The sequence below is a fragment of the Coleofasciculus chthonoplastes PCC 7420 genome (assembly GCF_000155555.1).
In the GTDB taxonomy this organism is placed as follows: Bacteria; Cyanobacteriota; Cyanobacteriia; order Cyanobacteriales; family Coleofasciculaceae; genus Coleofasciculus; species Coleofasciculus chthonoplastes_A.
This window is the reverse complement of sequence record NZ_DS989846.1, coordinates 67,488-91,306: the sequence shown is the minus strand read 5'-3', so window position 1 is coordinate 91,306 and position 23,819 is coordinate 67,488. Positions and strand designations below refer to the sequence as shown.

At 42.4% G+C, this 23,819-nt stretch carries 22 protein-coding genes and 1 pseudogene; 14 read left to right on the top strand and 9 right to left on the bottom strand.

Annotation, left to right across the window (positions count from 1 at the left end):
- Positions 1-13 precede the first annotated feature (13 nt).
- Positions 14-508 (top strand): lactoylglutathione lyase family protein, encoded by a 495-nt coding sequence (locus MC7420_RS09480; RefSeq protein WP_044206187.1) that lies wholly within the window; start codon positions 14-16, stop codon positions 506-508.
- Positions 509-574: 66 nt separating this feature from the next.
- Here MC7420_RS09480 and MC7420_RS09475 read toward each other — a convergent pair whose 3' ends face one another.
- From MC7420_RS09475 to MC7420_RS09455, 5 genes are all read right to left on the bottom strand, one after another.
- Entirely contained in the window at positions 575-919 is a 345-nt protein-coding gene (locus MC7420_RS09475) for a slr1659 superfamily regulator (RefSeq protein ID WP_044206340.1), read from the bottom strand.
- 241 nt (positions 920-1,160) lie between these two features.
- Complete coding sequence (locus MC7420_RS09470; RefSeq protein ID WP_006100126.1) at positions 1,161-1,742, bottom strand: slr1658 superfamily regulator; 582 nt, start codon at positions 1,740-1,742, stop codon at positions 1,161-1,163.
- Positions 1,743-1,836: 94 nt separating this feature from the next.
- The gene (locus tag MC7420_RS09465) at positions 1,837-3,702 is read right to left on the bottom strand and encodes a SpoIIE family protein phosphatase (RefSeq protein ID WP_006100120.1); all 1,866 of its coding nucleotides are present in this window, start codon (positions 3,700-3,702) and stop codon (positions 1,837-1,839) included.
- A gap of 136 nt (positions 3,703-3,838) precedes the next feature.
- A complete protein-coding gene (amt, locus tag MC7420_RS09460) occupies positions 3,839-6,349 on the bottom strand; it encodes an ammonium transporter (RefSeq protein ID WP_044206184.1) in 2,511 nt (836 codons plus the stop codon).
- An 82-nt stretch (positions 6,350-6,431) separates the two neighbouring features.
- Positions 6,432-9,164, bottom strand: coding sequence for a hypothetical protein (locus MC7420_RS09455; protein ID WP_006100137.1), 2,733 nt, complete (start codon positions 9,162-9,164; stop codon positions 6,432-6,434).
- Positions 9,165-9,332: 168 nt separating this feature from the next.
- Here MC7420_RS09455 and MC7420_RS09450 point away from each other — a divergent pair, with 168 nt between their 5' ends.
- The 11 genes and pseudogenes from MC7420_RS09450 to MC7420_RS09405 all read left to right on the top strand — a co-directional run bounded on the left by MC7420_RS09450 (position 9,333) and on the right by MC7420_RS09405 (position 15,792).
- Positions 9,333-10,568, top strand: coding sequence for a membrane protein (locus tag MC7420_RS09450; protein ID WP_044206181.1), 1,236 nt, complete (start codon positions 9,333-9,335; stop codon positions 10,566-10,568).
- 113 nt (positions 10,569-10,681) lie between these two features.
- Positions 10,682-10,987, top strand: coding sequence for a hypothetical protein (locus MC7420_RS09445; protein WP_157453107.1), 306 nt, complete (start codon positions 10,682-10,684; stop codon positions 10,985-10,987).
- 292 nt (positions 10,988-11,279) lie between these two features.
- Positions 11,280-11,636, top strand: coding sequence for a toxin-antitoxin system TumE family protein (locus MC7420_RS09440; RefSeq protein ID WP_044206176.1), 357 nt, complete (start codon positions 11,280-11,282; stop codon positions 11,634-11,636).
- A gap of 12 nt (positions 11,637-11,648) precedes the next feature.
- Positions 11,649-12,047 carry an HVO_A0114 family putative DNA-binding protein gene (locus MC7420_RS09435; protein WP_044206173.1) on the top strand — a complete coding sequence of 133 codons (399 nt, stop codon included), beginning with the start codon at positions 11,649-11,651 and terminating at the stop codon, positions 12,045-12,047.
- A gap of 187 nt (positions 12,048-12,234) precedes the next feature.
- Positions 12,235-12,412, top strand: a pseudogene (locus MC7420_RS43785) (BrnT family toxin); the annotation flags it as partial.
- The gene (locus MC7420_RS09425; protein ID WP_044206171.1) at positions 12,375-12,647 is read left to right on the top strand and encodes a BrnA antitoxin family protein; all 273 of its coding nucleotides are present in this window, start codon (positions 12,375-12,377) and stop codon (positions 12,645-12,647) included. The pseudogene MC7420_RS43785 and the gene MC7420_RS09425, both read left to right, overlap by 38 nt.
- Complete coding sequence (locus tag MC7420_RS43285; protein WP_006100238.1) at positions 12,631-12,756, top strand: hypothetical protein; 126 nt, start codon at positions 12,631-12,633, stop codon at positions 12,754-12,756. The genes MC7420_RS09425 and MC7420_RS43285 overlap by 17 nt, the downstream gene beginning before the upstream one ends.
- Positions 12,757-12,775: 19 nt before the next feature.
- On the top strand, positions 12,776-13,060 hold the full coding sequence (locus MC7420_RS44050) for an addiction module protein (protein WP_044206168.1): 285 nt from the start codon (positions 12,776-12,778) through the stop codon (positions 13,058-13,060).
- Between the two features lie 54 nt (positions 13,061-13,114).
- A complete protein-coding gene (locus tag MC7420_RS09415) occupies positions 13,115-13,570 on the top strand; it encodes a type II toxin-antitoxin system antitoxin SocA domain-containing protein (protein WP_044206165.1) in 456 nt (151 codons plus the stop codon).
- Positions 13,567-14,430 carry a hypothetical protein gene (locus MC7420_RS09410; RefSeq protein ID WP_044206162.1) on the top strand — a complete coding sequence of 288 codons (864 nt, stop codon included), beginning with the start codon at positions 13,567-13,569 and terminating at the stop codon, positions 14,428-14,430. The genes MC7420_RS09415 and MC7420_RS09410 overlap by 4 nt, the downstream gene beginning before the upstream one ends.
- Before the next feature lie 255 nt (positions 14,431-14,685).
- The gene (locus MC7420_RS09405) at positions 14,686-15,792 is read left to right on the top strand and encodes a hypothetical protein (protein ID WP_198016415.1); all 1,107 of its coding nucleotides are present in this window, start codon (positions 14,686-14,688) and stop codon (positions 15,790-15,792) included.
- A gap of 130 nt (positions 15,793-15,922) precedes the next feature.
- Here the strand turns inward: MC7420_RS09405 and hcp are convergent, their stop codons facing one another.
- Positions 15,923-17,572, bottom strand: a complete 1,650-nt coding sequence (gene hcp, locus MC7420_RS09400) for a hydroxylamine reductase (protein WP_006100034.1) — start codon at positions 17,570-17,572, stop codon at positions 15,923-15,925.
- 669 nt (positions 17,573-18,241) lie between these two features.
- On the opposite strand from hcp, the gene MC7420_RS09395 reads away from it, so the two are divergent.
- Positions 18,242-18,595 carry a hypothetical protein gene (locus MC7420_RS09395; RefSeq protein WP_044206159.1) on the top strand — a complete coding sequence of 118 codons (354 nt, stop codon included), beginning with the start codon at positions 18,242-18,244 and terminating at the stop codon, positions 18,593-18,595.
- A 23-nt stretch (positions 18,596-18,618) separates the two neighbouring features.
- Positions 18,619-18,861 carry a hypothetical protein gene (locus tag MC7420_RS09390; RefSeq protein WP_006100157.1) on the top strand — a complete coding sequence of 81 codons (243 nt, stop codon included), beginning with the start codon at positions 18,619-18,621 and terminating at the stop codon, positions 18,859-18,861.
- A gap of 11 nt (positions 18,862-18,872) precedes the next feature.
- Here the strand turns inward: MC7420_RS09390 and MC7420_RS09385 are convergent, their stop codons facing one another.
- From MC7420_RS09385 to MC7420_RS09375, 3 genes are read right to left on the bottom strand one after another with little or no spacing between them, the layout of a single operon-like run.
- Complete coding sequence (locus tag MC7420_RS09385) at positions 18,873-20,042, bottom strand: cysteine desulfurase family protein (protein WP_198016414.1); 1,170 nt, start codon at positions 20,040-20,042, stop codon at positions 18,873-18,875.
- Between the two features lie 35 nt (positions 20,043-20,077).
- A complete protein-coding gene (gene brxL / locus MC7420_RS09380; RefSeq protein ID WP_006100300.1) occupies positions 20,078-21,526 on the bottom strand; it encodes a BREX system Lon protease-like protein BrxL in 1,449 nt (482 codons plus the stop codon).
- Positions 21,513-23,816 (bottom strand): PglZ domain-containing protein, encoded by a 2,304-nt coding sequence (locus MC7420_RS09375; RefSeq protein ID WP_006100361.1) that lies wholly within the window; start codon positions 23,814-23,816, stop codon positions 21,513-21,515. The genes brxL and MC7420_RS09375 overlap by 14 nt, the downstream gene beginning before the upstream one ends.
- Between the last annotated feature and the right edge of the window lie 3 nt (positions 23,817-23,819).

The window sequence follows — 23,819 nt, the reverse complement described above, 5'->3', positions numbered from 1 at the left end:
GAGAAGGCATACTATGAGCAACTACCCAAGAACATTTTCACACATTGGAATCTCCGTCCCAGATGTGGAGAAGGCTGTCGAATTTTACAGCAAGGTTATGGGTTGGTATCTGATCATGAAGCCAACCGTTATCGAAGAAGAGTCAGATACGGCAATAGGTCAAATGTGTATTGACGTATTTGGCACCGGTTGGGGTTCCTTTAAAATTGCCCACATGTCTACCGGTGACCGGATCGGGGTAGAGATGTTCGAGTTTAAAAACAACGAAAAACCCAAAGATTTTGAATACTGGAAAACAAGCACGTTTCATTTTTGCGTCCAAGATCGTGATATTGAAGGTCTTGTCGAAAAAATAGTAGCGCATGGGGGTAAACAGAGAATGCCAATTCGAGAGTATTATCCTGGTGAAAAACCCTACAAGATGGTTTATGTAGAAGATCCATTTGGACTGATATTTGAAGTTTATTCCCACAGTTATGAGCTTACTTACTCTCAGGGCGCATATTAAACTGAAGTTCTCCCCATACAGATGTACTGCACCCAATAGATTTTTATTTGAGCATTACCGCGAACACTAATCGACTTCCAGCGTTAAACTTGGCATGAGTCGCTGTAAGTTTTTTAACGATTTACCTTGCCAAGGAATGTTCTGAGAACCTTTTACAATCATTTTAATTGTCTTTTTCTGTCTAACTTTAATCGCAAATTTCGACAACATGCTAATTCCCGAACTGTTGAGAAATTGCAGATCTCGTAAGTTAAGCGTCAGGATAGAGGGCTGACCCTCTATGGCTTGATCGAGTAAGTCTATAATTGGTGCATATTCTTCGGTGCCACTTAGCCGTAGGGAACCTTTCCAAGAAACGGTTGAATTTTCTTTATCATACAATACACTATACGTATCACTTTTAACTTCCATTTTTCCCATCCTTGACAAAATTATGGCGTTCTCAAAAGCTGATTAAATAAACAAACTTACTCATAGACATCTCTAGAAATTAAGATTTAACCACTGTTTGACAATGGTTTCAGATGAATTATCGGAGATGTCTAATGTCGTGGCTTAAAACCACGAACCGTAAGCTCTAAAATATACCTCGTTTTGGATTTTAAATGTTGAATTCATGTTTACCGTTTTCCTTGACGACTGCACTGACGCTTCATACTGTCAATCGCACCATGGTGGTGACGGTGGTAATAGGTGGCGTCTTTGCCAGGGTTTCAAACTTCCAGCCGAGGGTTGCCATGTAGTCATTGATCATGGTTAAAAATCCTAAGCGAGAAGCCGTGCTGGTTTCGTCTGCTGCATTTTGTTCTAACTGATGAATATACAACTCTTGGGGGTCTGATGTCGTCAATTTCTGGAGATATGCCTGAAAATTATCCAGAATTTGGGGAGGAACCGTGTTTTTTGTCAAGAAGACTAAGCTGTCGTTATACAGGTGTAAGGCGATACTAATGGCGTGCGGTGAGGTATCATCGTTAAACTTCATGGCGTTCTCTAACAGCTCATTGGCAATGTAACTCACAGCACTCTTAATCTCCACTTGTTGAGCTGTAGCATTCGTATCCTCTTGGTCAGTGGGAAAAAATGTTACCACATAGTCAGCCATGAAATCTGCGGATAACCCATTATTCCGCCAGCGATGCTTTAACGGAATCGAGCTGGGTGAAAATTGGATAACCAAGTATTCCTCACTGGGAGGTAGCTGTTCGTTGAAATCTCCAAAGATCTGAGTCATATCGCGTTTGTCGGTAGTCTGTTTGAGGAGTGCCAAAGAAAACAATCATAACTTGTAAACGTCAGGCGTAATCTTTTTCCCAGTTCCCTATTCCCTAACTATCCTGTTGAATTGGTGCGACGCCGGAGCGATCGCGCAGCAAGGATGGTTTGGGTTTAATCACTAACAGCGTTATATCATCATAAACCTTTTGTGTCCCAATATGACGCCGCACATCCTCAATCACGGCTTGGCGAATTTCCTGGGCTGACTGTCGCCAGTTGTCACTGAGAATCTGACACAGACGTTCAATCCCATACTGTACGCCTTGGGGATTTTCGGCTTCGGGAATTCCATCGGTGTAGAGAACCACCACATCGCCAGGATTTAACTGGATTTCCGCATCGGCGACAAAATCGGCAATATCGGCGACTAGACCAATGGGAAAGCCTAAATCAATGGTATCAACTCGCTCAATTTTACCACCCGATCGCACGACAATCATTTCTTCATGTTGTCCACTCAAGCGCAGTTTATCTTGGTGATAGTCCAAGATGGAGAGGGTGAGATTTTTCTCCGATTTCATTCGCTGGATATTATGATAAATCGTTCGATTCAAGACACTTAAAAATTGCTTTGAATCCGTTTTCGCTCCTTCCAATAACGTTCTCACCGCCGTTTGCACCATAATCATCAAAACTCCACTTTCTAACCCATGTCCCGTGACATCGCCAATACCAATAGTGACATGACCATTATTTTGCAGGACATCATAATAGTCGCCGCCAACTTCAGTGGCGGGTTCCATAAAGCCAGCGATGTCTAATTCAGCAATCTGGTTCAGTTCCTCCTGTTTAGGTAACATCATCTGTTGCAGACGACGAGTTACCTCAACTTCAGCACTCAGGCGCAAATTTTCGGCTTTCAAACGACTATTGAGCAGGGTAATTTCCTGATTCGCTTGAGCCAATTGAGCCGTGCGTTTCTCCACTCTCGTTTCTAATTCTTCATTGGCATGTTGGAGGGCATCTTGACTCCGGCGCAATGCGATAGTTGCGCGTTGAACCGCTTTTTGCAGTCGCACTGGCTCACTGACTAAGATATAAACTAACACCCCAGCTAATAGTGCTGATAATCCGCCCCCTATCCACAACCATTTGGAAATAGGTGCCGTTGATGCCCATCCATTATCAGGAATTGCCGCTAATTGCCATGATCCGTTCGGTAACGTTACCTCTAAACGGACAGGATTTTGTTGAAAAATACTGGTATCTCCGAACACTAAGTCTCCTGTTTCACCCAATCCATCTTTACCCCGAATACCATACTGAAGTTTGCTAGAAAGATTGAGTAATCCTGCTTCCTGAAATAACGTATTGCGGTCAAACCCAATACCCACTAGACCCCAATAGCGACCACTTTGGGGAGGTTGATCGGGGGGCGTGATAAATATCGGGGTACGACTAATAAATCCCCAATTTTTTTTAGGTTCTAACTGCAACGGACCAGCAAAAACGGTTTGGCGGCTTTGAATGGCTCTCTCAATGGCGTCTCGTTCTTCCGGAATAGTCATCGGATTAAAGCCAATCGCGTCTTCGTTTCCGGCTAAGGGATAGAGATGACTAACGATGTTATCTTTATACAGGGCTAAGAATTCAATCCCTTCTTGATCTTCAACGAGGACGCTAGAGAGACGCTCAAATTCGCTTTGGGTAATGTCTGGATTAATCGTGGACACATACGCCAATAAACCTCGTGTGAGAAAAAGTCGCTGGTTTAGGGCGGCTTCTAAGCGGGCTCTCGCTGCACTCAGTTGATTGAGAACATCCGAACGTTGTTGTTCGGAAAACCGTTGGTATTCAGCGCGTTCAAAACCCCTAACTACGGTTAGCAGAATAACTACCGTTAAGAAGGCGGCAAAATAAGGAAAAACGCGATTATTTAGGGCAGAACGGATTGAAAACCATGGGTTGTTTGTCATTGGTTAGGGAACAGGGAACAGGGAACAGGGAACAGGCAACACCTCGACTTACCTCGACTTACTTCGACTTCGCTCAGTAACACGCTCGGTAACACGCTCGGTGTGGAATATGCAATAGGCAATAGGCAATAGGCAATTAAACTTCAAAAATTTTCCTTTGTTTAATTACGAGTAAGGTGATATCATCATAAAGTTGCTGTGCTTGAATATGCTGGCGTAGGTCATAAATAACGGCTTGCCGAATTTCAGCAGCGGATTGTTGCCAATTCTGACTGAGAATCTGACACAAACGTTCGATGCCGTATGGTATCCCTTGGGCATTTTCTGCTTCTGGAATCCCATCGGTGTAGAGGACAACAGCATCTCCCGGATTTAACTGGACTTGAAGATGTGCCACGAAATCAGCAATATCAGCATCTAAACCAATGGGAAACCCTAGATCAATGGTATCAATTCGCTCAATATGACCTCCAGCACGCACGACAATGATCTCTTCATGTTGTCCGCTCAAATTTAGGATACCTTTTTGATAGTCCAACAAAGCCAAGGTGAGGTTTTTGTCGGAGTTCATCCGCTGGATGTTTTGATAAATGGTGCGATTGAGGATATCTAAAAATTGCTTGGGGTCAGTTTGGTTACTTTCTAATAGGGTGCGGACGGCGGTTTGTACCATTAAGCTTAATACCCCGCTTTCTAAGCCATGTCCCGTCACATCACCAATACTAATTTGGACGCGATCGCGATAGGGTAAGATATCATAATAATCCCCACCCACTTCCGTCGCCGGTTCCATAAATCCAGAAATCTCTAAGTCAGTAATTTGATTCAATTCTGCCTCTTTTGGAAGCAGCATCTGTTGTAAGCGACGAGTAACATCAAGTTCAGCGCTCAATCGCAAATTTTCTGCCTTGAGACGTTCATTGAGCTTAGTAATTTCCTGATTTGCCCGAAACAAATCCGCTTGGGCTTTTTTTCGTTCAGAGATGTCGCGAAATGTACCCGTATAAAAGCAATCTTGACCCGATTTCGTTTCCACAACCGTTGCTTCTAGAGGAAAGCGAGACCCATCAACCCGACAGCCAATAATCTCATGTCTGCCAACTTTTAATAACCGTTCCATTCCTATATCAGTATCATCGGCGGCGGGTGTTGACCAATCTAATAGCTGATGAATATCCATGCTGATGAATTCGTTGATGGAATACCCAAAGATCTCTTTCGCACTCGGATTAGCCGTGACAATTTTGAGTTGAGGTTTGGTGAAGGTAATAATCGCATCCATTGCCGTTCTCACAATGGCATCGGTGCGGGTTAAAGCCTCTTCTAAGGCATCCATTACCTGGTTATAGCGCTGGGCAATTTGACCGACTTGCGTAAACGGTTCGACAGGAACTCGTAAGCTTAAATCTTGAGTCTGGGCTTGGGCTTCCATTACCTGAAACAGGTCACAAATCTCAGTTTTGGCGCGATGTTCGGACACATTTAAACCAATCTGTTCCGCCTCAATACTCACCCGCATTGGCAAAAAACGATTGGTGATGAATAATAGGAGATAGGTTAAACCAAATGCCCAAATACCACAACTAAGAATTCCGATTACCTGCACACCAAGCTGAATCACTGGACTCAATCCCGTATCCAGCAATTCCGGTTGACCAAACAACGCCACGGCTAATGTTCCCCAAATTCCTCCACCCAGATGCACGGGTATAGCATCGACAGCATCATCAATCTGCCACCGTTCCAACCAATTCGACATCAAGGTGGCAATAATACCCCCAATTGCCCCAATAATCACGGATGCGGGAGAGGTGACAACATGGCAACAGGCGGTAATTGAAACGAGTCCCGCTAAGGAACCATTAATTAGGGATTCGACTTCCGGAAGCTGACACCGATACCAGCTAACCATTCCCGCTGCCATCATTCCGGCAATACCTGCTAGCACGGTATGCACAATAATGCTAGGGACTTGCTCATTTAAAGTCAATGTGCTGCCCCCATTGAACCCCAACCAGCCAATCCACAGTAACATGGCACCTAAAACCGAAAGGGGTAAATTAGACCCATGGATTTTTCGTGGTGGTAGATGATCCGGAAATCGCCCGGTGCGTGAGCCGATAATCATCAGACTGGCGAGGGATACCCAGCCCCCCAGACTGTGAACGACTGTAGACCCCGCAAAATCAACAAAGCCTAATTGTTCTAGCCACCCCACTGATACGTCTAAATCAATCCCGTTCCACGCCCAATGTCCAAACAGGGGATAAATCAGACCAGACACCAAACTGGCTAAGATTAGGTAAGCCGGAAACTTCATCCGTTCAGCTACCGCCCCGGAGACAATCGTGGTAGCGGTGCTGCAAAACATGGCTTGGAACAAAAAGAACGCCGCCAGTCGGGGTGTAGCTTCAACGTGAACGAAGAAATCGCTTGAGCCAATCCACCCCAGCACTGAGGTGCCAAACATAAAGGCATATCCGAACGCCCAAAATAAGGCAATAGATATGCCCAAGTCAGCTAAGTTTTTAATGGCAACATTGATACTATTTTTCGATCGCGTCAGCCCTGACTCCAGGCACATAAACCCGGGTTGCATCAGGAATACCAAGCCAGAACAGACGAGGAGCCACAGAATATCAATCACTTACATCTCTTGTTTTTGGCATATAGATATATATCATCCTTACAGATATGCCCACTCTAATTCCAGAATTTTCAATTGCTGCTTACCATCCCTCTTGTTGCTGAGCAATCCCTCCTAGGGCATATTCTTTGGTCTCTTTGTTCTCAATGGTTGTGGCTATCTGTCTGGCTTGGGATAAGGTTTCTAGGGCTTTGGGCTGATTACCTGCGATCGCGTACTGTTGAGCCAGTTGCCGCAGTAGGCTGGTTTTATAGATGGCATCCGTTAATCCATTCGCCACTTGTTTGACAAAATCATAACGTTTCTGGTTTAATGCCACATCAATGGTTTGCCAAAGTTGAGTTTGCCATTGTTGGGGTTGCTCAATCTGCTCAGCCGCTTCCAGTGCAGCAGTTGCGGTTTTCCCGGCGGCTAAACTATCACCTGCATGAGCATACTTTAGCGCAAGTTTAATTGAAATTGTCGCTTTGGTTTCAGGATTGGTAATCCCTTGGGCAATATCTGTGGCAAAATCATAGCGCCAAGTTTCATCCTGATAAATGTGATTCAAATCATTTAAATTTGCCAGGGGTGCGGCTGTATTTACGAGTAACTCGTCCCGCTGTTGTTCGTCCTGAATGGTATTCACAACCGTCAAAGCTTGGCGGAGTTGTTCCGAAGCGATAGATAGATTACCTTGTGCCGCTGATGTTTGAGCCAAGGTTAAGATCATCCGAGTTTTATCCAGTTGATTCGGAATCTTATCAATCATCTGGAATACCAGATTCTGAGATTTATCCTGAGCCAATACGGTGGCTAAATTGGTAAAGTGATTGGACTGTTCATACTCAGAACTTAAACGCTGAATCATCTCTAACGTTTGAAGAGTTAACGGCTCAACATCTTCCCCCCTATCGAGATAAACTCCAATTAGGGAGATCATTAAGGGAATTTTTTCAGCATCGCTTTCCATTGTGCTAAGGACAGAAAGTGCGCTCTTTAAATGTTCAAATCCTTGGGTTGTACTTCCCCACTTGATCAAGGCATTGGCAATTGTCGTTAATAATGAGACTTGTTCTGATTTCCGTTCTACTGTTTCCACTAAGGGCAAGGTTTTCTTGATGATCTCAAGTCCGGGCTGAGGATTTCCTAATTCGGCATAAGCTGTGGCAATAGCCAAAGATTCTTGAATGATGTCAGGATTACGGGTTAAGCTGGGTACCTCTGCGAGTGCGATCGCCAGCAATTCAGCGGCTTGCTCTGGATTCCCTAGTTCTCTATACCTTGCCGCAATCTGGCGCAGGGCTTGACTTTTTGTCCAAACGGGTATGTCAAACGCATATTGCGTTTCAAACTTTTGCACTGATTGTGTAGCTAATTCCAGGGTTTCGCGGGCAGCTTGGTTTTGTTCTAAGGCGATATAATTATCGGCAATAGGGATGAGAAGACTAGCATTCGGTTCCGTCCAAAATAGACTCCGTTCTGGAACCACAGAAATCGATTCAATCGTTTTGGCAAGAGAAAGCGCTTGATTGAGGAAAGAAACCGCTTGATTATTTTGACCCATTTTTGCCCCATGACGAGCAATCGTTTGTAATGTTTTTACCTGATCTTCCTTATTTGTTAGAGTAAGCGCCACCTCCTGAGCAAAGTCATATTGACCAGCTTCTAGGGCTTGCTGAATAATCGACTCAAACAGCTCAACTTTAGGATCTTTGTATTCTGCGAGGGGTAATAAGACCCGATCCGGAATCGGTTGGGCATATTTAAACGCCTCCCTATATTGTCCCTGACTCAGATAAGCATTCGCCAGCAAAAAACGATTGTAGGCGGTTGGGTAATCGTTTGCTCCTGTCAGATTATTTAGAATTGTATTAACTTGGTTTTGCTGTCCGGTTGCTAGAAAATCTTTCACCCAATCAAATACTAAAAACTCCTCACTTTTTTTACTCAGTTCAAAGGCTTGGGAAACGATTGACGCCGCTTTTTCCTGCTGTCCCACGGCTACTAGCGCTTGCGCTAAATTTCTTAAGGTTGTGACTTTTAGGGAGAGATTGGTAATGATTTGACCACTTTCTAAAGCAATATCATAGCGTCCGTAACGCCACGCCATCTCAGCTAGCGATCGCGCGATGCTATCTTTATTATCAGTATTAGGTATTCCCTGGACATAAGCCAATGCAGCGTCATATTCATGGCGCTGGATATATTCCGCTAAAATAGCAGATTGAGCCAGGTATTGCTGATAGCTATCCGCTTCCAGAGTTGGGCTAAGAGAAATTGCCTGTGCAAATTGTCCTTGACGGGCATATCCGGTTATAATTTCTACCAAGGCTCGATATTTAGCGGCATCAAGTTCTAAGTTTTGGGCATAGTCTAAGGCTTGCTCGTACTTTTGCTCGTTGATATAAGCCTGAGTCAGCAATATCTCCCCTTGCATTCGGACAGAATAGCCTTGATTGTCCGGTAATGGTTCATCGTAACTAATTGTTGAGAGTCGTGCGATCGCGTCTGGGTAAGCGCCAATTTTGCTATACTCAGCGATAATCTTAACTAAAAGCGGGTTGCGGATAGTTTGTTCCTCTAGGGTTTGCGCCAGTTCAAAGGCTTGTGATAAGAGTCGGGTAGCCTGAGCCAACTGATTTTCCTTAGCTGAAGCACGAGCATTTTCAATCAACTCCCAAACCTGATCAAGTTTAAGTGTTGAGTTTTGGGTTAAAGCGGAGACGTAATTCAGGTTTCTCCTCTTATCTGGCGATGGATTAGCTAAAGCCATATCCAACGCCGTTACGCTACCCAAACAACCGACGATTATCAGCACAATCCATCGTTTCATAACACTATAACTCCTTAACCGCAGACTGCTCCAGATATAAATTTTGTCGTTGTACTGAGGTTGACTGGGAATCCGACAAATTTGTGTCCGGAGAGGAAGGGTAGATTTTGCATCCCATGTAAACAGCTAACCAATTATCAAATACCGGACAGCTTACGAAAAAACACTATGCTTATCCAAATACGCCGTCTGTTAAATCGGTTTTTTAGAAGATCAAGGACAATCAACGATGAACCTCTGAACAAGGTAAGTTTGATTGTCATTATCTTGATTGATATTTTTATTTTAATCAATGTTTTTACCGGACTGAATGATATTAGCCAATGGTATATTAACCCTTCATCGGCTTATCCCTGTTATTCTGAGTGGAAAAATTACCAAACCCAAACAACTTCAGATAAAGATTATGAGATTATCCAGTCCTCAGTGATATCGGCAATAAACTATCAATATAATTTTCAGCAAACCTATCAACAAGCAGCGGTTGGACATCTAGGCGCAGTGTCTCAAACCTGCTTAGAGTACGGCAGTTACAAAGATAAACTCAATAATCCTGAAAATCAGCAAATCATAGCGACTATTGATCAGAAACAAGAAGAAATAAGTCAGATTGAACAAACGAATCGCAGTATTCGTGAGCAATATGACTCAACTTTATTGGAAAAAATAGCAGGTCAGTCTCGTGATCAGTCCATTAATAGAGTGGGTGCAGAGCAAGCCAAACAGCAACTTGAACAAAATAACCGCAATATTGCTAGGCTTAAACAGGAAATTGCTCAGCTTAAAAATCAACTGAAGGCAAAACCGGAAAGTTTAGCTTTCATTAACTTTCTGAATAATAACAGGACATTTCAATCCATTGAAAACGCCTACCAGCAGGCATCCTTTTGGTATCCGAGCCTCCAATTCGGCTTTCAATCGCTATTCCTGTTGCCACTAATTTTCTTTTCCTTATCAGTTTATAATTTTGCTCAACGAAAAGCATATGGACTTATTGCCCTAATTAGCTGGCATTTGTCAGTCGTCTTTTTTGTACCACTGATCTTTAAGCTCTTTGAGTTTCTGCAATTTGGTACAATCGTTCAATTTCTCGTTGCTCTGATTAGCACCCTTTTAGGCGGACTCGTTTTTCTGGTCAGTTATGCTTATATCTTACTAATTCCTCTGATTGGGTTTGGCATTATCAAGTTTTTCCAAAAAATTGTCTTTAATCCAAAAATTCAGGCAGCTAGGCGAGTCCAAAAATCACGATGTATCCGGTGTGCTAATAAAATTCCGACCCATGATGCTTACTGTCCCCACTGTGGTTTTTATCAATACGCTGAATGTCATAATTGTCATAGTATGACTTATAAGTATTTACCGTATTGTAAACAATGTGGACAGTCTCAAGATTCCAGTTAATAGTAGATTCGTCGTTACGCTGTCTTCGCAATAAGCACTCGCGATCGCGTACAATTCAGGTAAACATAACTCGTATTTGGCTGGTTATCCGAGTAAGCTGTTATGCATTTAAATTGGGTACGAGTAGCGAGCAAGATGTTCAATGTAGCGAGCAAGATGTTCAATGTAGCGAGCAAGATGTTCAATGTAGCGAGCAAGATGCTCAATGTAGCGAGCAAGATGCTCAATGTAGCGAGCAAGATGCTCAATGTAGCGAGCAAGATGCTCAATGTAGCGAGCAAGATGCTCAATGTAGCGAGCAAGATGCTCAATGTAGCGAGCAAGATGCTCAATGTAGCGAGCAAGATGCTCAATGTAGCGAGCAAGATGCTCAATGTAGCGAGCAAGATGCTCGCACTACGGCAAGGATTTCGCCATGATTAAAATTAAGGTTTAAATGCCGAACGGCTTAAGCATTTGGGTATCACCGAAACCCTTGATCTACCGTAGGGTGGGCATTGCCCACCAGCCTCATCTGAGCGTGCCATTGAAGCTAAGTTAATATACCAGACACAAGCAAGTGCGATCGCGTCTCAGATGCTGGAGTTGCCCAATCGTACTGTAGCACTAACTCGCAGCGTTTCCCCTTCATAGAGGTTGATTGACAAAGGAGACATAATAAAGTTATGATCTGATGATAACTGTCTAGACGGAATAGAAAGACAGGATATTTTGAGCCAAGAAGATAGGGACTACGGACTTGAAACGTTACTTGACTTAGATGGGGAAATCTTCCCCATGGAAAACGGCTATTGGACGAAATTTGAAGCTAGGAAGGTGGCTCCAAATGAGCATATACCCCATGGCATCAAATATAGTTTAACTTTACATAACAGTAGAAATGAAAGAATTATCGGATACGATAATGCACATGGAATAAAACGTAAAGGGAATAAATACACGGCTAATCGAACTGTCTGGGATCACAAACACAAACGAAATATTGTCGAAGCTTATGAGTTTGAAAGCGCAGGTCAGCTACTAGAAGATTTTTGGACTGATGTGAATCGCATTATTATGCCAAAATAAGAGGTAATTTTCATGGAAAATAAGGTTATGAAAATAGGGATTATCTCTAGAGAAGATTATATCAAAAGAACTATAGCGATTGCCAAAGGAGAATATAAACCACAAAAAGATGAACCGAAAGTGTGGTTTGAATCGATGAAGTCGCTAGCCCAAGTCTTGAGTAATGAAAATCAAGACTTGCTGAGAATAATCATTAACCACGAGCCACGTTCTCTTTCAGAGCTTGAAGAGCTAACCCATCGGAAGAAGTCTAACCTGTCTAGAACCCTAAAAACTTTAGAAAGATATGGAATAGTTGAGCTAGTCAAAGATAAAGGCAAAGTTATTCCCAAGGTTAAAGCTACAGATTTCCAAGTTGAGTTCAGCCTTGAGAATCACCTTTCTCATCTTGCTGATTCTGCCATGGTTTAGTTCACTCATCGTCGTAGGTTATCTACAGTTAAAAAAAATGACTGAATTACTTCAGCGCGTTATTGCACAGCTTGAGAAATTGCCAGAAGAAGAACAAGATGCGATCGCTACTCCTCTTTTAGCAGAATTAGAAGATGAACGGGCATGGAAAATTCGTTTTGAATCCACGACCAACGAGCAATGGGATAAGCTAGATGACCGTTTTGATTATGGGGAGGAGCGGTGGTTCGGTATCGGTTTTCTCGGTAACGGTGTAGCGGTTGTCGTCTGGACAGAACGACAGGGTGATGTAATCCGGATTATCTCAGCACGAAAGGCTCTCTCGATATGAGCGAAAACGATTTGAACAATACCTCAAATACTAATTGGGACGCACTCGAATCAATGTCTGATGAAGATATTGATTATTCTGACATCCCACCGTTGACCGATGAATTCTTTGAGAGCGCGACACTGCGAATTCCATCAGATAAAGCACGCCATCTGATTCAGATTGATCCAGATGTAATAGCTTGGTTCAAAGCCCAAGATACAGAATACAAGACACTGATTAATACTGTTCTACGCCGCTACATTGAAAGCAATGGCGACAAGCACTGAGCCTAACTGGTTAATATACCAGACACAAGCAAGTGCGATCGCGTTTCAGATGCTGGAGTTGCCCAATCGCACCGTAGACGGTCTGCCAAGCTATTATGGTGGTGACTAGCCCTTAGTTCGTGTCACCCATGTCTATCTCTCAGCCTTTAGCTATTCCACCTGGATTCGAGCAGTTAAGCAAGGAGCAGCAAATTGATTACGTTCAGCAACTTTGGGATCTAATAATTGCTGTACCTGAGCAGATACCTGTTCCTGAATGGCATCTTGAAATTGTACGCGATCGCGTTTCCTCGCAGGATGCCACACAAAAAAATACGTGGAATGAGGTAAAGCAACGACTAATGAGCAAGTATAATGAACGCAAATCACTAAGAAGTACGATAAAATTAAATACAAGTTTGCTATACCCCTAAGCGGACGTGGTTTAACAAATATTTACATAACCTTTTTACAAGGAAATAGTAAAAATGAAAAATCAGTCAAATACAAAAAGAATAGCTGAAATTATTTCTCTTGTTTTACGGTTAATGGGAGGTTATGCCTATTCAAAAACTAAACTTGTAAAAATAGTTTATTTGCTAGATATAATACAATCAAGAAAAGGAAATAAACATTTTAGTACAGCAACTTATAAAAGTTATTACTACGGACCTTATTCAGATGATATAGAAGAAGCAATAAATTTACTGGATAATTTTGGCTATGTAGAAGTTGGCAAAAAAACCAGCGTCAATGGTAACACTTACTATACATTTACATTGAAAGATACACCTTATTTGGGTGAGTTAAGTCAGAATGAAAAAAATGAGATAAGTAAATATACTTCTCAATTAGTAGAGCTAGAACGGGGAAAATTATTAGAGTTAGCGTACAGTACAAAAGAATTTGAGAATACTCAATTTGGTGAAGAAGTTAAATTATGAATGCCAAAGAACGCTTTCCTTTTACGGTTCATAGAAATACTGAGTTTGACAGGTTAATTGACAATTTAATCAATACAGGTGTAATTGATTTAGTTAAGATTGACTCTGCATACAAAATTGAAATCAATAAAATTGATGTATTTTATGAAATTTTTACAATCATATTTTTACAATATTCAACGCCAGATATAATCAATATTTTATTGTCCAAAGAAACTCAACAAATAATTTTGAATGGTAATAATATTGGATATATACTTGAAGACATATCAAGTGAAGCATTAGAGATTTTGACAATCCTAATAACAAAAGAAGATGACGCTGATTATGAAAATGCTTTTAATGCACTAATTTGTGTTTGTCTGGGAAGTATCAAACCTTGCAAATTGATATTTCCTAATACTTATATAACTGAACTGGGTAGAGATACTCATGAGTTTGATGTTTTTGCTTGCACAAACGAAGATAAGTATATCCTTGTTGAGTCAACAAGAGGATTTGACAAGAAAGTTGACAACATTGATGAAAGTTATACATGGCACTTTAAGAAAGCTGTTTTCCGAAAATGGATGGTTGAAAAAATATATAGTATAGAGTGTAAATTAGTTTATATTTCTTTAAAAGAACTTTCATCTGGAAGTTCATCTAAGCCATCCCTGCCAGAAGAACTTAATGAAGAAGCTACGATTTTAGATGAATCTAGGGACAATAAACTTATATCTAAACTCCTGCAATTAGAAGGTTCTAATATCTCTATTATAGATTTTAATGAAAACCTATTAATGTCTTTAAACAAAGAAAAAATAATCAATTCAGTATACAATAAGATTTATCAAAAGTTATCGGATGCTTGTTCCTAAGTGGGATCTTAACATTGTTCGCGATCGCGTTTCCTCGCACGATACTGCACAGACGAATACATGGAATGAGGTAAAACAACGACTAATGAGTAAGTATCGTGAACGCTAAATTTCCTATCGTGCTTGACTTTAGAGCTGAGGAGGACATTAATGCAGCAACCTAATAGTACCAAACAAAGCTCAGAGCAGGCTTTTCACTGACCACATCCTATTTAGGGTTGCTATAATATGACTGTCACAAGTTTGGTAATAGCTGTGAATACCTGGAAGAATGTAGTTCGTGAAGCTCACTTGCTAGGAGGTTTAAGAGCCATTAACAATCCTGGTTCAAAAGTTAAAATTTTGCCAAATACAATCCATAACAAAGTCGCAATCTTTAACATTCCTAGTTATGATGCTTTTATCAAGGTACTTAGGAACTTAGGGCTAGTACTAGTAGGTATTGATTTCTACTCAAGCCCTGAAGAGATTGAAGGAATTTGGCCTCCTGAGTGGTATTCGTTCAGTCGAATCATAAGTAACAATGATCCACTGCATGATTCAGTTAGATCTTGGAGCAACATAAGTTTTCACGCTTACACTGAGCAGAATTACTGCCTTGCAGATCTTGCCGGAAGAATTAGTTTTCAGCTAGAGGCATGTGAAGTGCGGTTACGGGACTTGTCTGAAAGCTACCACATAGAGATTTCTAGTTTATGCCAGCTTCAAATGTTTGAAGCTGGCAAAGAAATTAAGACTTTAAATTCATTTAATATTTATCTAGCCGTACATTCTTTTTTAGTTGAGTCTTGCTCTCTAAGAGACTATCTATCTGAGTTTATGCGACTTTATGCATTTCATCAAAAGTATAGGAATGAACAAGTATTTACGATGGGTGCTTTTAGGAAGAAAATTCTGAAAAAAGAACATGAGTGTGACGCTTTTGCTAAAATTTTGTATGAAGCAACAGATCCCGACTCAGAAGATGGCTGGTTAGCAGAGCTAGGTGAGTACAGAGATTTAGTTGTACATTCTGTTCCACTTGCACAAGCAAATACTAGATCATTTTTAGTTCAGAAACTTAGCTACCTTGGTGATGACAAATATCTCCCATCTATTGCACTTCCGTTACCAGCTAATCCTGGTAATATTTCTAAAAAGCGCTCTAAAGGTATTTACTTTTCCAGTTTTGATGAATGGTTGGCAGCAGTACAAAAAGATGCTGAGGAGAGCAAACTTGCAACAGATGCTTTAGAGTATTGCTGCTTGGCTAATGCAAATCTTACTAAGCTAGCAACAGACATCATTAAGTATTCTCCTATAGAACCGAAAACTCCTGTATTTACCAAAGAAGATATTATCGAAATGCGTACCTTAGAATAATTCCTCTATATATGTTAACTATTGCCATTGGTAATCCTCTACTTTAAATTACACTTTAAATTAACACCACAAAACCCAAAAACCAGGCAAAAGGGGCGCGACAAAAGCCACACCCCCTCACTTAACTAACTCAACCCAAACAAGCCGCCAAATCCTCATCTGGTGTTGTAATCGCCTTCAACTGATACTTCTCCGACAGCAATTTGAAAACATTTGGAGAAATAAACGCCGGTAACGTGGGACCCAAACGAATATCCTTAATTCCCAAATACAGCAGCGTCAACAACACAGCAACCGCCTTCTGTTCATACCAAGACAGAATCATTGACAATGGCAATTGATTCACATCCATATCAAACGCCTTCGCTAATCCCAAGGCAATTTGAATCGCCGAATACGCATCATTACATTGTCCCACATCCATCAACCGAGGCAGAGAACCAATTTCTCCCAATTGTTGATCAAAGAAACGGAACTTACCACAAGCTAGCGTGAGAACAATACAATCTTCCGGTACTTTTTCCACAAATTCAGTGTAATAATTGCGCTCCGGTTTCGCGCCATCACAACCGCCAACTAGGAAGAAGTGACGAATTTTGCCTTGCTTAACCCCATCAATCACTTGATCCGCCACATTTAACACCGCATTCCGGGCAAATCCTGCCATTACCTGACGCGGGGGTTGCTCTTCCACAAACCCAGGCATATCTAAGGATTGTTGAATCGCGGGGCTAAAGTTGGGGATGTTACCCTCCTCCGCCGGAATATAGTTAATGCCGGCAAACCCAACAGGACCAATGGTAAATAGTTTCTCATCATAGGTTTCATGGGGCGGCATCAAACAATTGGTAGTGACAATAATCGCCCCCGGAAACTTAGCAAATTCTTTGGTTTGATTCTGCCAAGCTGTACCATAATGCCCGTACAGATGGGGATAGTTCTGTTTGAGTAAAGGATAACCGTGAGCGGGTAAAAGTTCACCGTGGGTGTAAACGGTAATCCCTTTATCAGCCGTCTGTTTCAGGATGGCTTCCAGTTGTCTGATATCATGTCCAGAGACAAGGATAGCTTTGCCTTTTCGGGGATTCAGGGGAACGGGTGTCGGTGTGGGATGTCCGTATGTATTGGTATGTCCCGCATCCAATAATTCCATCGCCCGCAGGTTAATTTCTCCTACCTTTAAGGCTAAATTTACCCAATCATCTAAGGTGAAATCTTGATGATTCAGGGCATCTAATGCTTCTTGAATGAACTCATACACCTGCTCATCTTCCTGTCCCAATTCTTGAGCATGAAAGGTGTAGGAAGCCGCGCCCTTAATTCCATAGAGAACCGTAAGTTTCAGGGAGAAGATGTCAACATCACGCGCCGATTCACTAATGAAGCCTAATGCTAAATCTTGACCCTGTTCGACTAAACTCTCATTAAAATCAGGATGATACCCAGACACTCTTGTCCATTTGACGGGTTCAGGGCTAGCTTCCTTGACTTTAGCTTTTAAATTATCTCGCTTCTCGATACAGTCACGGACATACTTAGTAAACCGTTTCCGGTCAAAGTTGACATTTGTCATTGTGGCGAATAAGGATTCGCAGGTGAAGACATCCTCATCGTGAGTAGAAATGCCTAACTGACGGGCTTTAATCACCACTGGCGCAAGTCCGCGCAAGCAGTAGACTAATAAATCTTGAACGGCGTTAAGTTGGGGGCTTTTACCACATGCGCCCCATTGATGACAGCCATTACCACTGGCGGTTTGTTCGCACTGTTCGCAAAACATAAGTTACTTTTTCCTATATTTCGTCTCTATGTCTCTACTCTAGGAAATTTTTAGCCGATAACGCTTTGACTTAAGTCAATTTTTGTAATCTCCGGCAGTTTGTAAAGAAGTTTTACAGTTTCATGCCAGTTTTTTGGGTGCAAGGATGGTGTCCCTACAAATACAAGGCTAATGGATCAAAATCACCTCTATCTTTAGGTAGAACTTTAAGTTGTCAACTGTTTAGCCAAGGTTTAATATCGCTTCAGCGTCTAGCTTCAATGTGATGCTGTTTGAGTAATCGGTTGAAGTCTTAGGTATCCCTTGTGGCAATAAGCTGTCATGCATTTAAATTGGGTATTAGTAGCGAGCAAGATGCAAAGCCTGCGGCATGGCTTCGCTAAAGCCTGCGGCATGGCTTCGCTAAACGCACTACAAGGATTTTGCCATTATTGATATTAAGGTTTAAATGCCGAACAGCTTAATTACGTCTATTCCTATACTCTTAATAATGACGGCTTGAGCAGCTATGATTAAGTCTGCATCGTAGGCTACATAGGAATTATTCCGGGCAAAAGCCCATAGTTCAGCCGCTTCTTGCATTACGTTACGAGTAAGATGCTGCCCAATACCGTAGATCACAGCCCAATTGCGTTACCATAATTGGTAAAGTTTTTTTATGTAGTGACTATGACTAAGTTGCTTGAGCAATCTGAAGAGCAAGATAAAATCTTAGGTATATTAGATAAAGTGTCTGCCTTCAGTTTTATTTTTGCTGTCCTGTTTACCCTGATAATCGGAATTGATTCCGCAACACATAGCTTGAATAAACCAGAGATAACCATGAATCAAGACTATTCAAATCGGATAAACAACTATCCTGCTTATCAACGAGGAAATGGTAGTGTGAATGAAGCATCAAAGCTTCGTCCTCAACCTCCCCAAAGTCGGCAATCTCCGAATACTCCAAGTGCCACAAGCGCTCCCAAATCCTCCGAAGGAAATCAATCGGGTAACTCAGGTGAAAATAGTGGAAGCAGTTAATTATCTAATAACTCAATAAAGCAATGGTTACACGGCGAGAAACCCTGAAAAATGAAATAGACAAGCTGAGCGAGGAGCAACTAGAAGTCGTCGCTGCTTTCATTAACTATCAGCTTGGGCGAGTCAGCGTATCAACTCCTATCTGGCAAAAAGCAACACCAACGGAACGGGCGAGATATTTTCGGGAATGGGTATCGCAACTACCTAAAAATAGTCCAAGTTTATCAATAGAAGTGATGAGTCGAGATAGCATTTATGAGGAATGAGGCGATACCAGCTAGTTCTCAGCGAGTAAACGAGAAATGTCTTTAACGGTACTCGCTAAAATATCCGCCGCTTGGTCAATTTCAGCTTCTGTCGTAAATTTCCCGATTCCGATTCGTAATGCTCCCTCAATAACATCTTCAGGAAGATTCATCGCACGCAGAACATGGGAGGGGGCTTCTACGCCTGATGAACAAGCTGATCCCCTGGAAATGGCTAATTTTCCACGCACTCTGGCGATTATGGCGCTGTTGGGGATACCTGGAATGGAGATATGCAGGTTTCCAGCCAGACGGGAGTTAATATCTCCATTAATGATAAGTTCGGGAATTTTTTCTGCTAATTGAGCTTGCAGGCGATCGCGTTTAGCGGCGATCGCACTCTCATCTTGTACCATCTCCAACTGTCGCCATCGACAAGCTTCCCCTAAACCAACAATTCCAGGCAGATTCAGCGTACCGGATCGTAATCCTTTTTGATGTCCTCCTCCAAACAAGATTGGCTCTAGGGTATAACCTCGTTTAACCACCAAAGCGCCAACCCCTTGGGGAGCATAAAATTTATGTCCTGACACCGCTAAATAAGTGATTCCCCATTCAGCAACGTTAATCGGAATTTTACCGACGGCTTGGGAACCGTCGCATAAGAAAGGAATATTATGATTCTGGGCAATACGACCAATTTTTTCAATGGGATAGATGTTCCCAATCTCGTTATTAGCCGCCATAACACAAAGCAAGGAAACCCCATCCCGACAGGTTTGTTCGAGGTGGTTTAAATCTAACCTGCCTTGGGAATCAACGCGAAGGTAAATAATTTCCGCCCGTCTTCTTTTCTCTAATGCTTTACAGGTATCTAAAACCGCTTGGTGTTCTACAGGAGAGATAGCAATGCGAGGTAAAGAGTCATGACTGGCGGCGATAGTCCCTTGAATTGCAAGATTAATACTTTCGGTTGCTCCCGATGTAAAGATAATTTCTTTCGGGGATGCGCCCACTAATTGAGCTAGATGTTGAGCAGCTTGGGAAACGGCGGCGGCTGCTTTGTCACCGAAGACGTGATCAGTGCTACTGGCATTGCCAAACTGAGACGTCATAGATGCTAAGACTTTTTCAGCAACTCTCGGATCAGTTGGAGTGGTGGCGTGATAATCCAAATAAATCAGTGTCTGCTCTTTTATCATCAACTCTGGCATCCTGGTAGTAATCAAGCGATCGCTTAATAAGCTTCAACACAAATTTCCTGACTCAACTGACGAAACTCATCATCCAACGTGTATTCAGCATCGCGGATAGCCTGACGGAGTTCACAGGCAGGTTTAAGGCAATCGCGCTCATAATCCATCAACGTTAAATTTAAGTGAGGATAAAGAATTTTGAGGAAGCCCGATGCAGATTTTAGAATAGCATTTTGATCACGGACAGTAGCACTTTTATCAAACTTAGTGTGTTGCTGAGCGTAGGTAAAGTAGCGGTTATCCCGTCGGAGACTGAGGAGAGCTTCCCCAAAAAAGTCCATTTTGAGACCTGCACCCGAAGCAGCCATATCATAGGTGAATTTAGGAATCTTCCATCCTGGGATAATTCCAGCAAAGCGGTCAAGCAAGGCTGTTTCCGAGAAGAAATAGGGAAGGTCAACAACAAGATTATTAGAATTTTTAGGTTGTAGAAAATTATCTAACTCTATATTGGCTAGAAGCATTAAAGAACAGTCACTAGAAATATCTTGATATCCCCCACAGTTATAACGATTACTAGCTAGATAAGTTTTTAGAGGACCAATGACTTCATCAGGGTTATCAAAGGTCAGGCTTTGGACTTCATCTAAGACAACCACATCATGGCGACCTAACAGACCAACTTCACGAGTTCTAGCGTTAAAGAAAAGTTGAGCGCGGCTAATTTTACCGCCACTAACCATTGAAAGTTTACCACTAATGTTTTCATAAACATAGCTTTTGCCCGTACCTTTTGGGGCGAGTTCCATAAGGTGATAATTTGCCTCTACTAAAGGTAACAGACGAGCTAGTATCCACGTTTTAGCTGTATGGGTATAGTTGGGGTGTTGTGGGTTATACCCCATTGAACAAAACATCAGGTCTCGCCACTGGTCGGTACTAAACTGGGCACGACAGTTAGCATAAGCCTGCAGATCGACTTTAGAACATTGGAAGGGATCAAAGTCAATAATTTCAGGCGTACCATCAGACAGAAGACCTAGAGAGATTTTACCCCAGATTCCTTGGCGCAGTAGCATTTCGTGACGCTCGATCAAATCTGTCGAAATCGTGCATTGGTTAAGGCTGAGTATCGGTATTTGTGCTTGAGGCTCAGGAATTTCACCCTTACCTTCTTCTAGTTTGACCCTGACTTTGAGGAGGGCAATTAGTTTATAAATTTCCCCCTGAGTCAGCCTAAACTTGATGACATTAACATCATCTTTTCGCGGAAAGGCTTTACTCACAAAAGCATTAACCTTATCCGCTTCCGTAGCGGTCAGAGAGCCATTACCCGGAACCAGTTTATCAAGCAGCCACTCAGCCACAAAGCTCGGAACTCCCGCTCCTGTAAGTCCACTAGAAGGTAAGCGAGTTTTATCAATGCTAAGGTTGCCAAAAACTGCACGAATGTGGTCACTATCGTAGGTATCTATATTATAGGAAGTCATCAAGCCCACTCTCCATTCCACTGCTAAAGATTTGATGCACTTCAATGCTAGACTCTGGATCTAAATCAGCCCAACCACGTTCAGCATTCTGGTACTGAAATTCCAGTTTACCGGTTAGAGATAAATATTTGCCCTCATGTGTAGGAGGCAGTTCGGGCCATGTTGAGATAGAAATCTCAATTAACTGACGCTGATGGGGTTGAACCGTAACGGCTAAATCCTTAGCCTGTTGCAGAGAGACAAGCTGATTAACTCTCAGTCTCAGATCTTCAATCGCTACGGCATTAGGATTATAAATATCAACCCGAAGAGGACTATTTTCTCCGGGTCTACCTTCACCACTACATTTAATAATAATGGGAGCACGTTTTACGGATTGCGTCAGCACTGAAAAGCCAACGATAACTTCTTCCGGATAGAGTCCTCCGTGGCAGCCAGTTGCACTCTGCTTGGTTGTATAGCTAAAGGAACTAAAGCTACCACAACCTCTGATGACACTGATATCGTGGGGTAGGGAAAATCGAGTCTTATCTAAAACTGTAAATGGCGGGTATTCAACCTTCCCCATTGCCATGCGTCCTTTAACGTCTAAAGTTTGAGTATTAGGAACAAGTTTTGGAGAAGTTCCCATTAGCTGACCATGATCGCTAGCAATAAGAATATGTAACTTATCTGGCTGAGGATGTAGAGCGATAAAGCGCAAAATATCTTCAGCAATCGCCTGCAATTCTCTGCGCCGTTTAATCCGATAGAGTTCCTGCCAATCGGTTTCATTATGGAAAAGTTTATCAAAGCGGTCTGTATCCCAACAGTAAAGGCGAAATTTACCTCTCTCTAGAGCTTTTTGTAGTCGTTTTTTGGTGACATCATTATCGGTATAGCGTTTCCCATTTTTATAATGAAATCCCTTGCCTGCATCGGCTTTCCAAGTTTCGTGGCTGGGACATTTCTGGCTATACAGACTCCATTTCGCATACTCAGTTTTCGTGGGCAAAATACTGAATCTGGGTTGTAAGCCTTGTTTAAGTTGGAGTTTCCTGTTTTTGGTTAGCATGTCGAGTAACGTTTGATGGTCGAGCCAACCTAGACCATCGACTACAACCCAAAAAACGGAGCTATCTTTACAGAGTTCTTCAACCTTGTGACTAACGTTGTAGTTCAACCAAGAGGTTGATACCGCATCAACCGTGAGAGTTGGATAGTGGTGAAGTATCCAGTCTTCAAAACTAGAAGCGAGTCGATGACAAGCTTGCTTTTCTTGGGGAAGATTGGCAATGACTGTTTCCCATTTGCGTAGGGGTAAATAAGCCTCGGTAACCCAAGCTAAAACCTCTTCAGGTGAAGCATCTAGTGACAGGGGTTTTGGTTCGGGTGGACGTTGCTCCTGGGTGAGATCTTGATATTGCTCATGGCTGATGTACCCTTTTAACTGCTTTTCACGCACAGAATTTCTGTACGTGGGATGCTGCTTAAAAACCTCGTAGGCTTGGGTGGCAATTTGTTTAGAAAAAGGCTGACTGTTCAAGTCTAAGGTATCGAGAATATTGCCTTGGGTCGCATGTAACTTCTGCTCCCAAAAGTTTTGGAATTCGGTCTGGAGAGTTGGCGGTACATCTAGAGGGTAGGTTCCTAATGCTGAAGCTAAATCTGTTGACTTGTCTTTAGTCAGTCCCAGCCATTGCTTGAGGAGATGGCGTTTGTTGTCTGTTTGGTAGTAAGGATTTAACTCTGAACTGGGACGATGTGCCTGCCATACCTGTTCGAGAACCTGGGCTTCTTCAGGTACTTCCAGGGGAAGCCACTGGGCTAAATTTGCGATAGAAGGACTACTGAGCCAGATTTCCGGATCACTCGCTGTCAGGTCAGCGAGTAGGTGAGCAATGGGTTGTGTACGATATCGCTCAAGGTGAGTGACAACCGCAAGGCACCGTTGTTCTGTCCAGTCGGCAGGGATAGCGATCGGGTGAAAGAGATGGGTTAGTTTTTCTTGGGGAGGGCGTTTAATCTGATCAATTAAATGGCTACGATTCCAGCAACGCAGCCATGTTTGTGTCCAGTTACACAAGCTTTCTCCCTGTACCCAATAGGGAGACCCATTGATCTCAAAGTCGCGCATCCAATCGAGTTCGGATGCGATTAGATGATACCCCGGTGGAATAGCATAGGTCTTGGATGGATCAAGAACGATGGGTTTTTCAGGATTGGGAGGGGTTTGCCCTGCGTCAGAGGGTAACTCAAATAAATTAAAAGATGTATATTGTCCTTGTTTTGCACCCAGTTTTTCAATCATGTC

What these genes read in the sequence shown, in the direction of transcription:
- MC7420_RS43285 (WP_006100238.1), top strand. Translation starts at nt 12,631, where the DNA reads ATGGCGACAAGCACTGAGCCTAACTGGTTAATATACCAGACACAAGCA.
- MC7420_RS09415 (WP_044206165.1), top strand. Translation starts at nt 13,115, where the DNA reads ATGAAAAATCAGTCAAATACAAAAAGAATAGCTGAAATTATTTCTCTT.
- MC7420_RS44050 (WP_044206168.1), top strand. Translation starts at nt 12,776, where the DNA reads ATGTCTATCTCTCAGCCTTTAGCTATTCCACCTGGATTCGAGCAGTTA.
- MC7420_RS09410 (WP_044206162.1), top strand. Translation starts at nt 13,567, where the DNA reads ATGAATGCCAAAGAACGCTTTCCTTTTACGGTTCATAGAAATACTGAG.
- MC7420_RS09435 (WP_044206173.1), top strand. Translation starts at nt 11,649, where the DNA reads ATGGAAAATAAGGTTATGAAAATAGGGATTATCTCTAGAGAAGATTAT.
- MC7420_RS09470 (WP_006100126.1), bottom strand. Translation starts at nt 1,742, where the DNA reads ATGACTCAGATCTTTGGAGATTTCAACGAACAGCTACCTCCCAGTGAG.
- MC7420_RS09395 (WP_044206159.1), top strand. Translation starts at nt 18,242, where the DNA reads ATGACTAAGTTGCTTGAGCAATCTGAAGAGCAAGATAAAATCTTAGGT.
- MC7420_RS09385 (WP_198016414.1), bottom strand. Translation starts at nt 20,042, where the DNA reads ATGATAAAAGAGCAGACACTGATTTATTTGGATTATCACGCCACCACT.
- MC7420_RS09390 (WP_006100157.1), top strand. Translation starts at nt 18,619, where the DNA reads ATGGTTACACGGCGAGAAACCCTGAAAAATGAAATAGACAAGCTGAGC.
- MC7420_RS09475 (WP_044206340.1), bottom strand. Translation starts at nt 919, where the DNA reads ATGGAAGTTAAAAGTGATACGTATAGTGTATTGTATGATAAAGAAAAT.
- MC7420_RS09425 (WP_044206171.1), top strand. Translation starts at nt 12,375, where the DNA reads ATGAGCGAAAACGATTTGAACAATACCTCAAATACTAATTGGGACGCA.
- MC7420_RS09450 (WP_044206181.1), top strand. Translation starts at nt 9,333, where the DNA reads ATGCTTATCCAAATACGCCGTCTGTTAAATCGGTTTTTTAGAAGATCA.
- MC7420_RS09375 (WP_006100361.1), bottom strand. Translation starts at nt 23,816, where the DNA reads ATGATTGAAAAACTGGGTGCAAAACAAGGACAATATACATCTTTTAAT.
- MC7420_RS09480 (WP_044206187.1), top strand. Translation starts at nt 14, where the DNA reads ATGAGCAACTACCCAAGAACATTTTCACACATTGGAATCTCCGTCCCA.
- hcp (WP_006100034.1), bottom strand. Translation starts at nt 17,572, where the DNA reads ATGTTTTGCGAACAGTGCGAACAAACCGCCAGTGGTAATGGCTGTCAT.
- brxL (WP_006100300.1), bottom strand. Translation starts at nt 21,526, where the DNA reads ATGACTTCCTATAATATAGATACCTACGATAGTGACCACATTCGTGCA.
- MC7420_RS09455 (WP_006100137.1), bottom strand. Translation starts at nt 9,164, where the DNA reads ATGAAACGATGGATTGTGCTGATAATCGTCGGTTGTTTGGGTAGCGTA.
- MC7420_RS09465 (WP_006100120.1), bottom strand. Translation starts at nt 3,702, where the DNA reads ATGACAAACAACCCATGGTTTTCAATCCGTTCTGCCCTAAATAATCGC.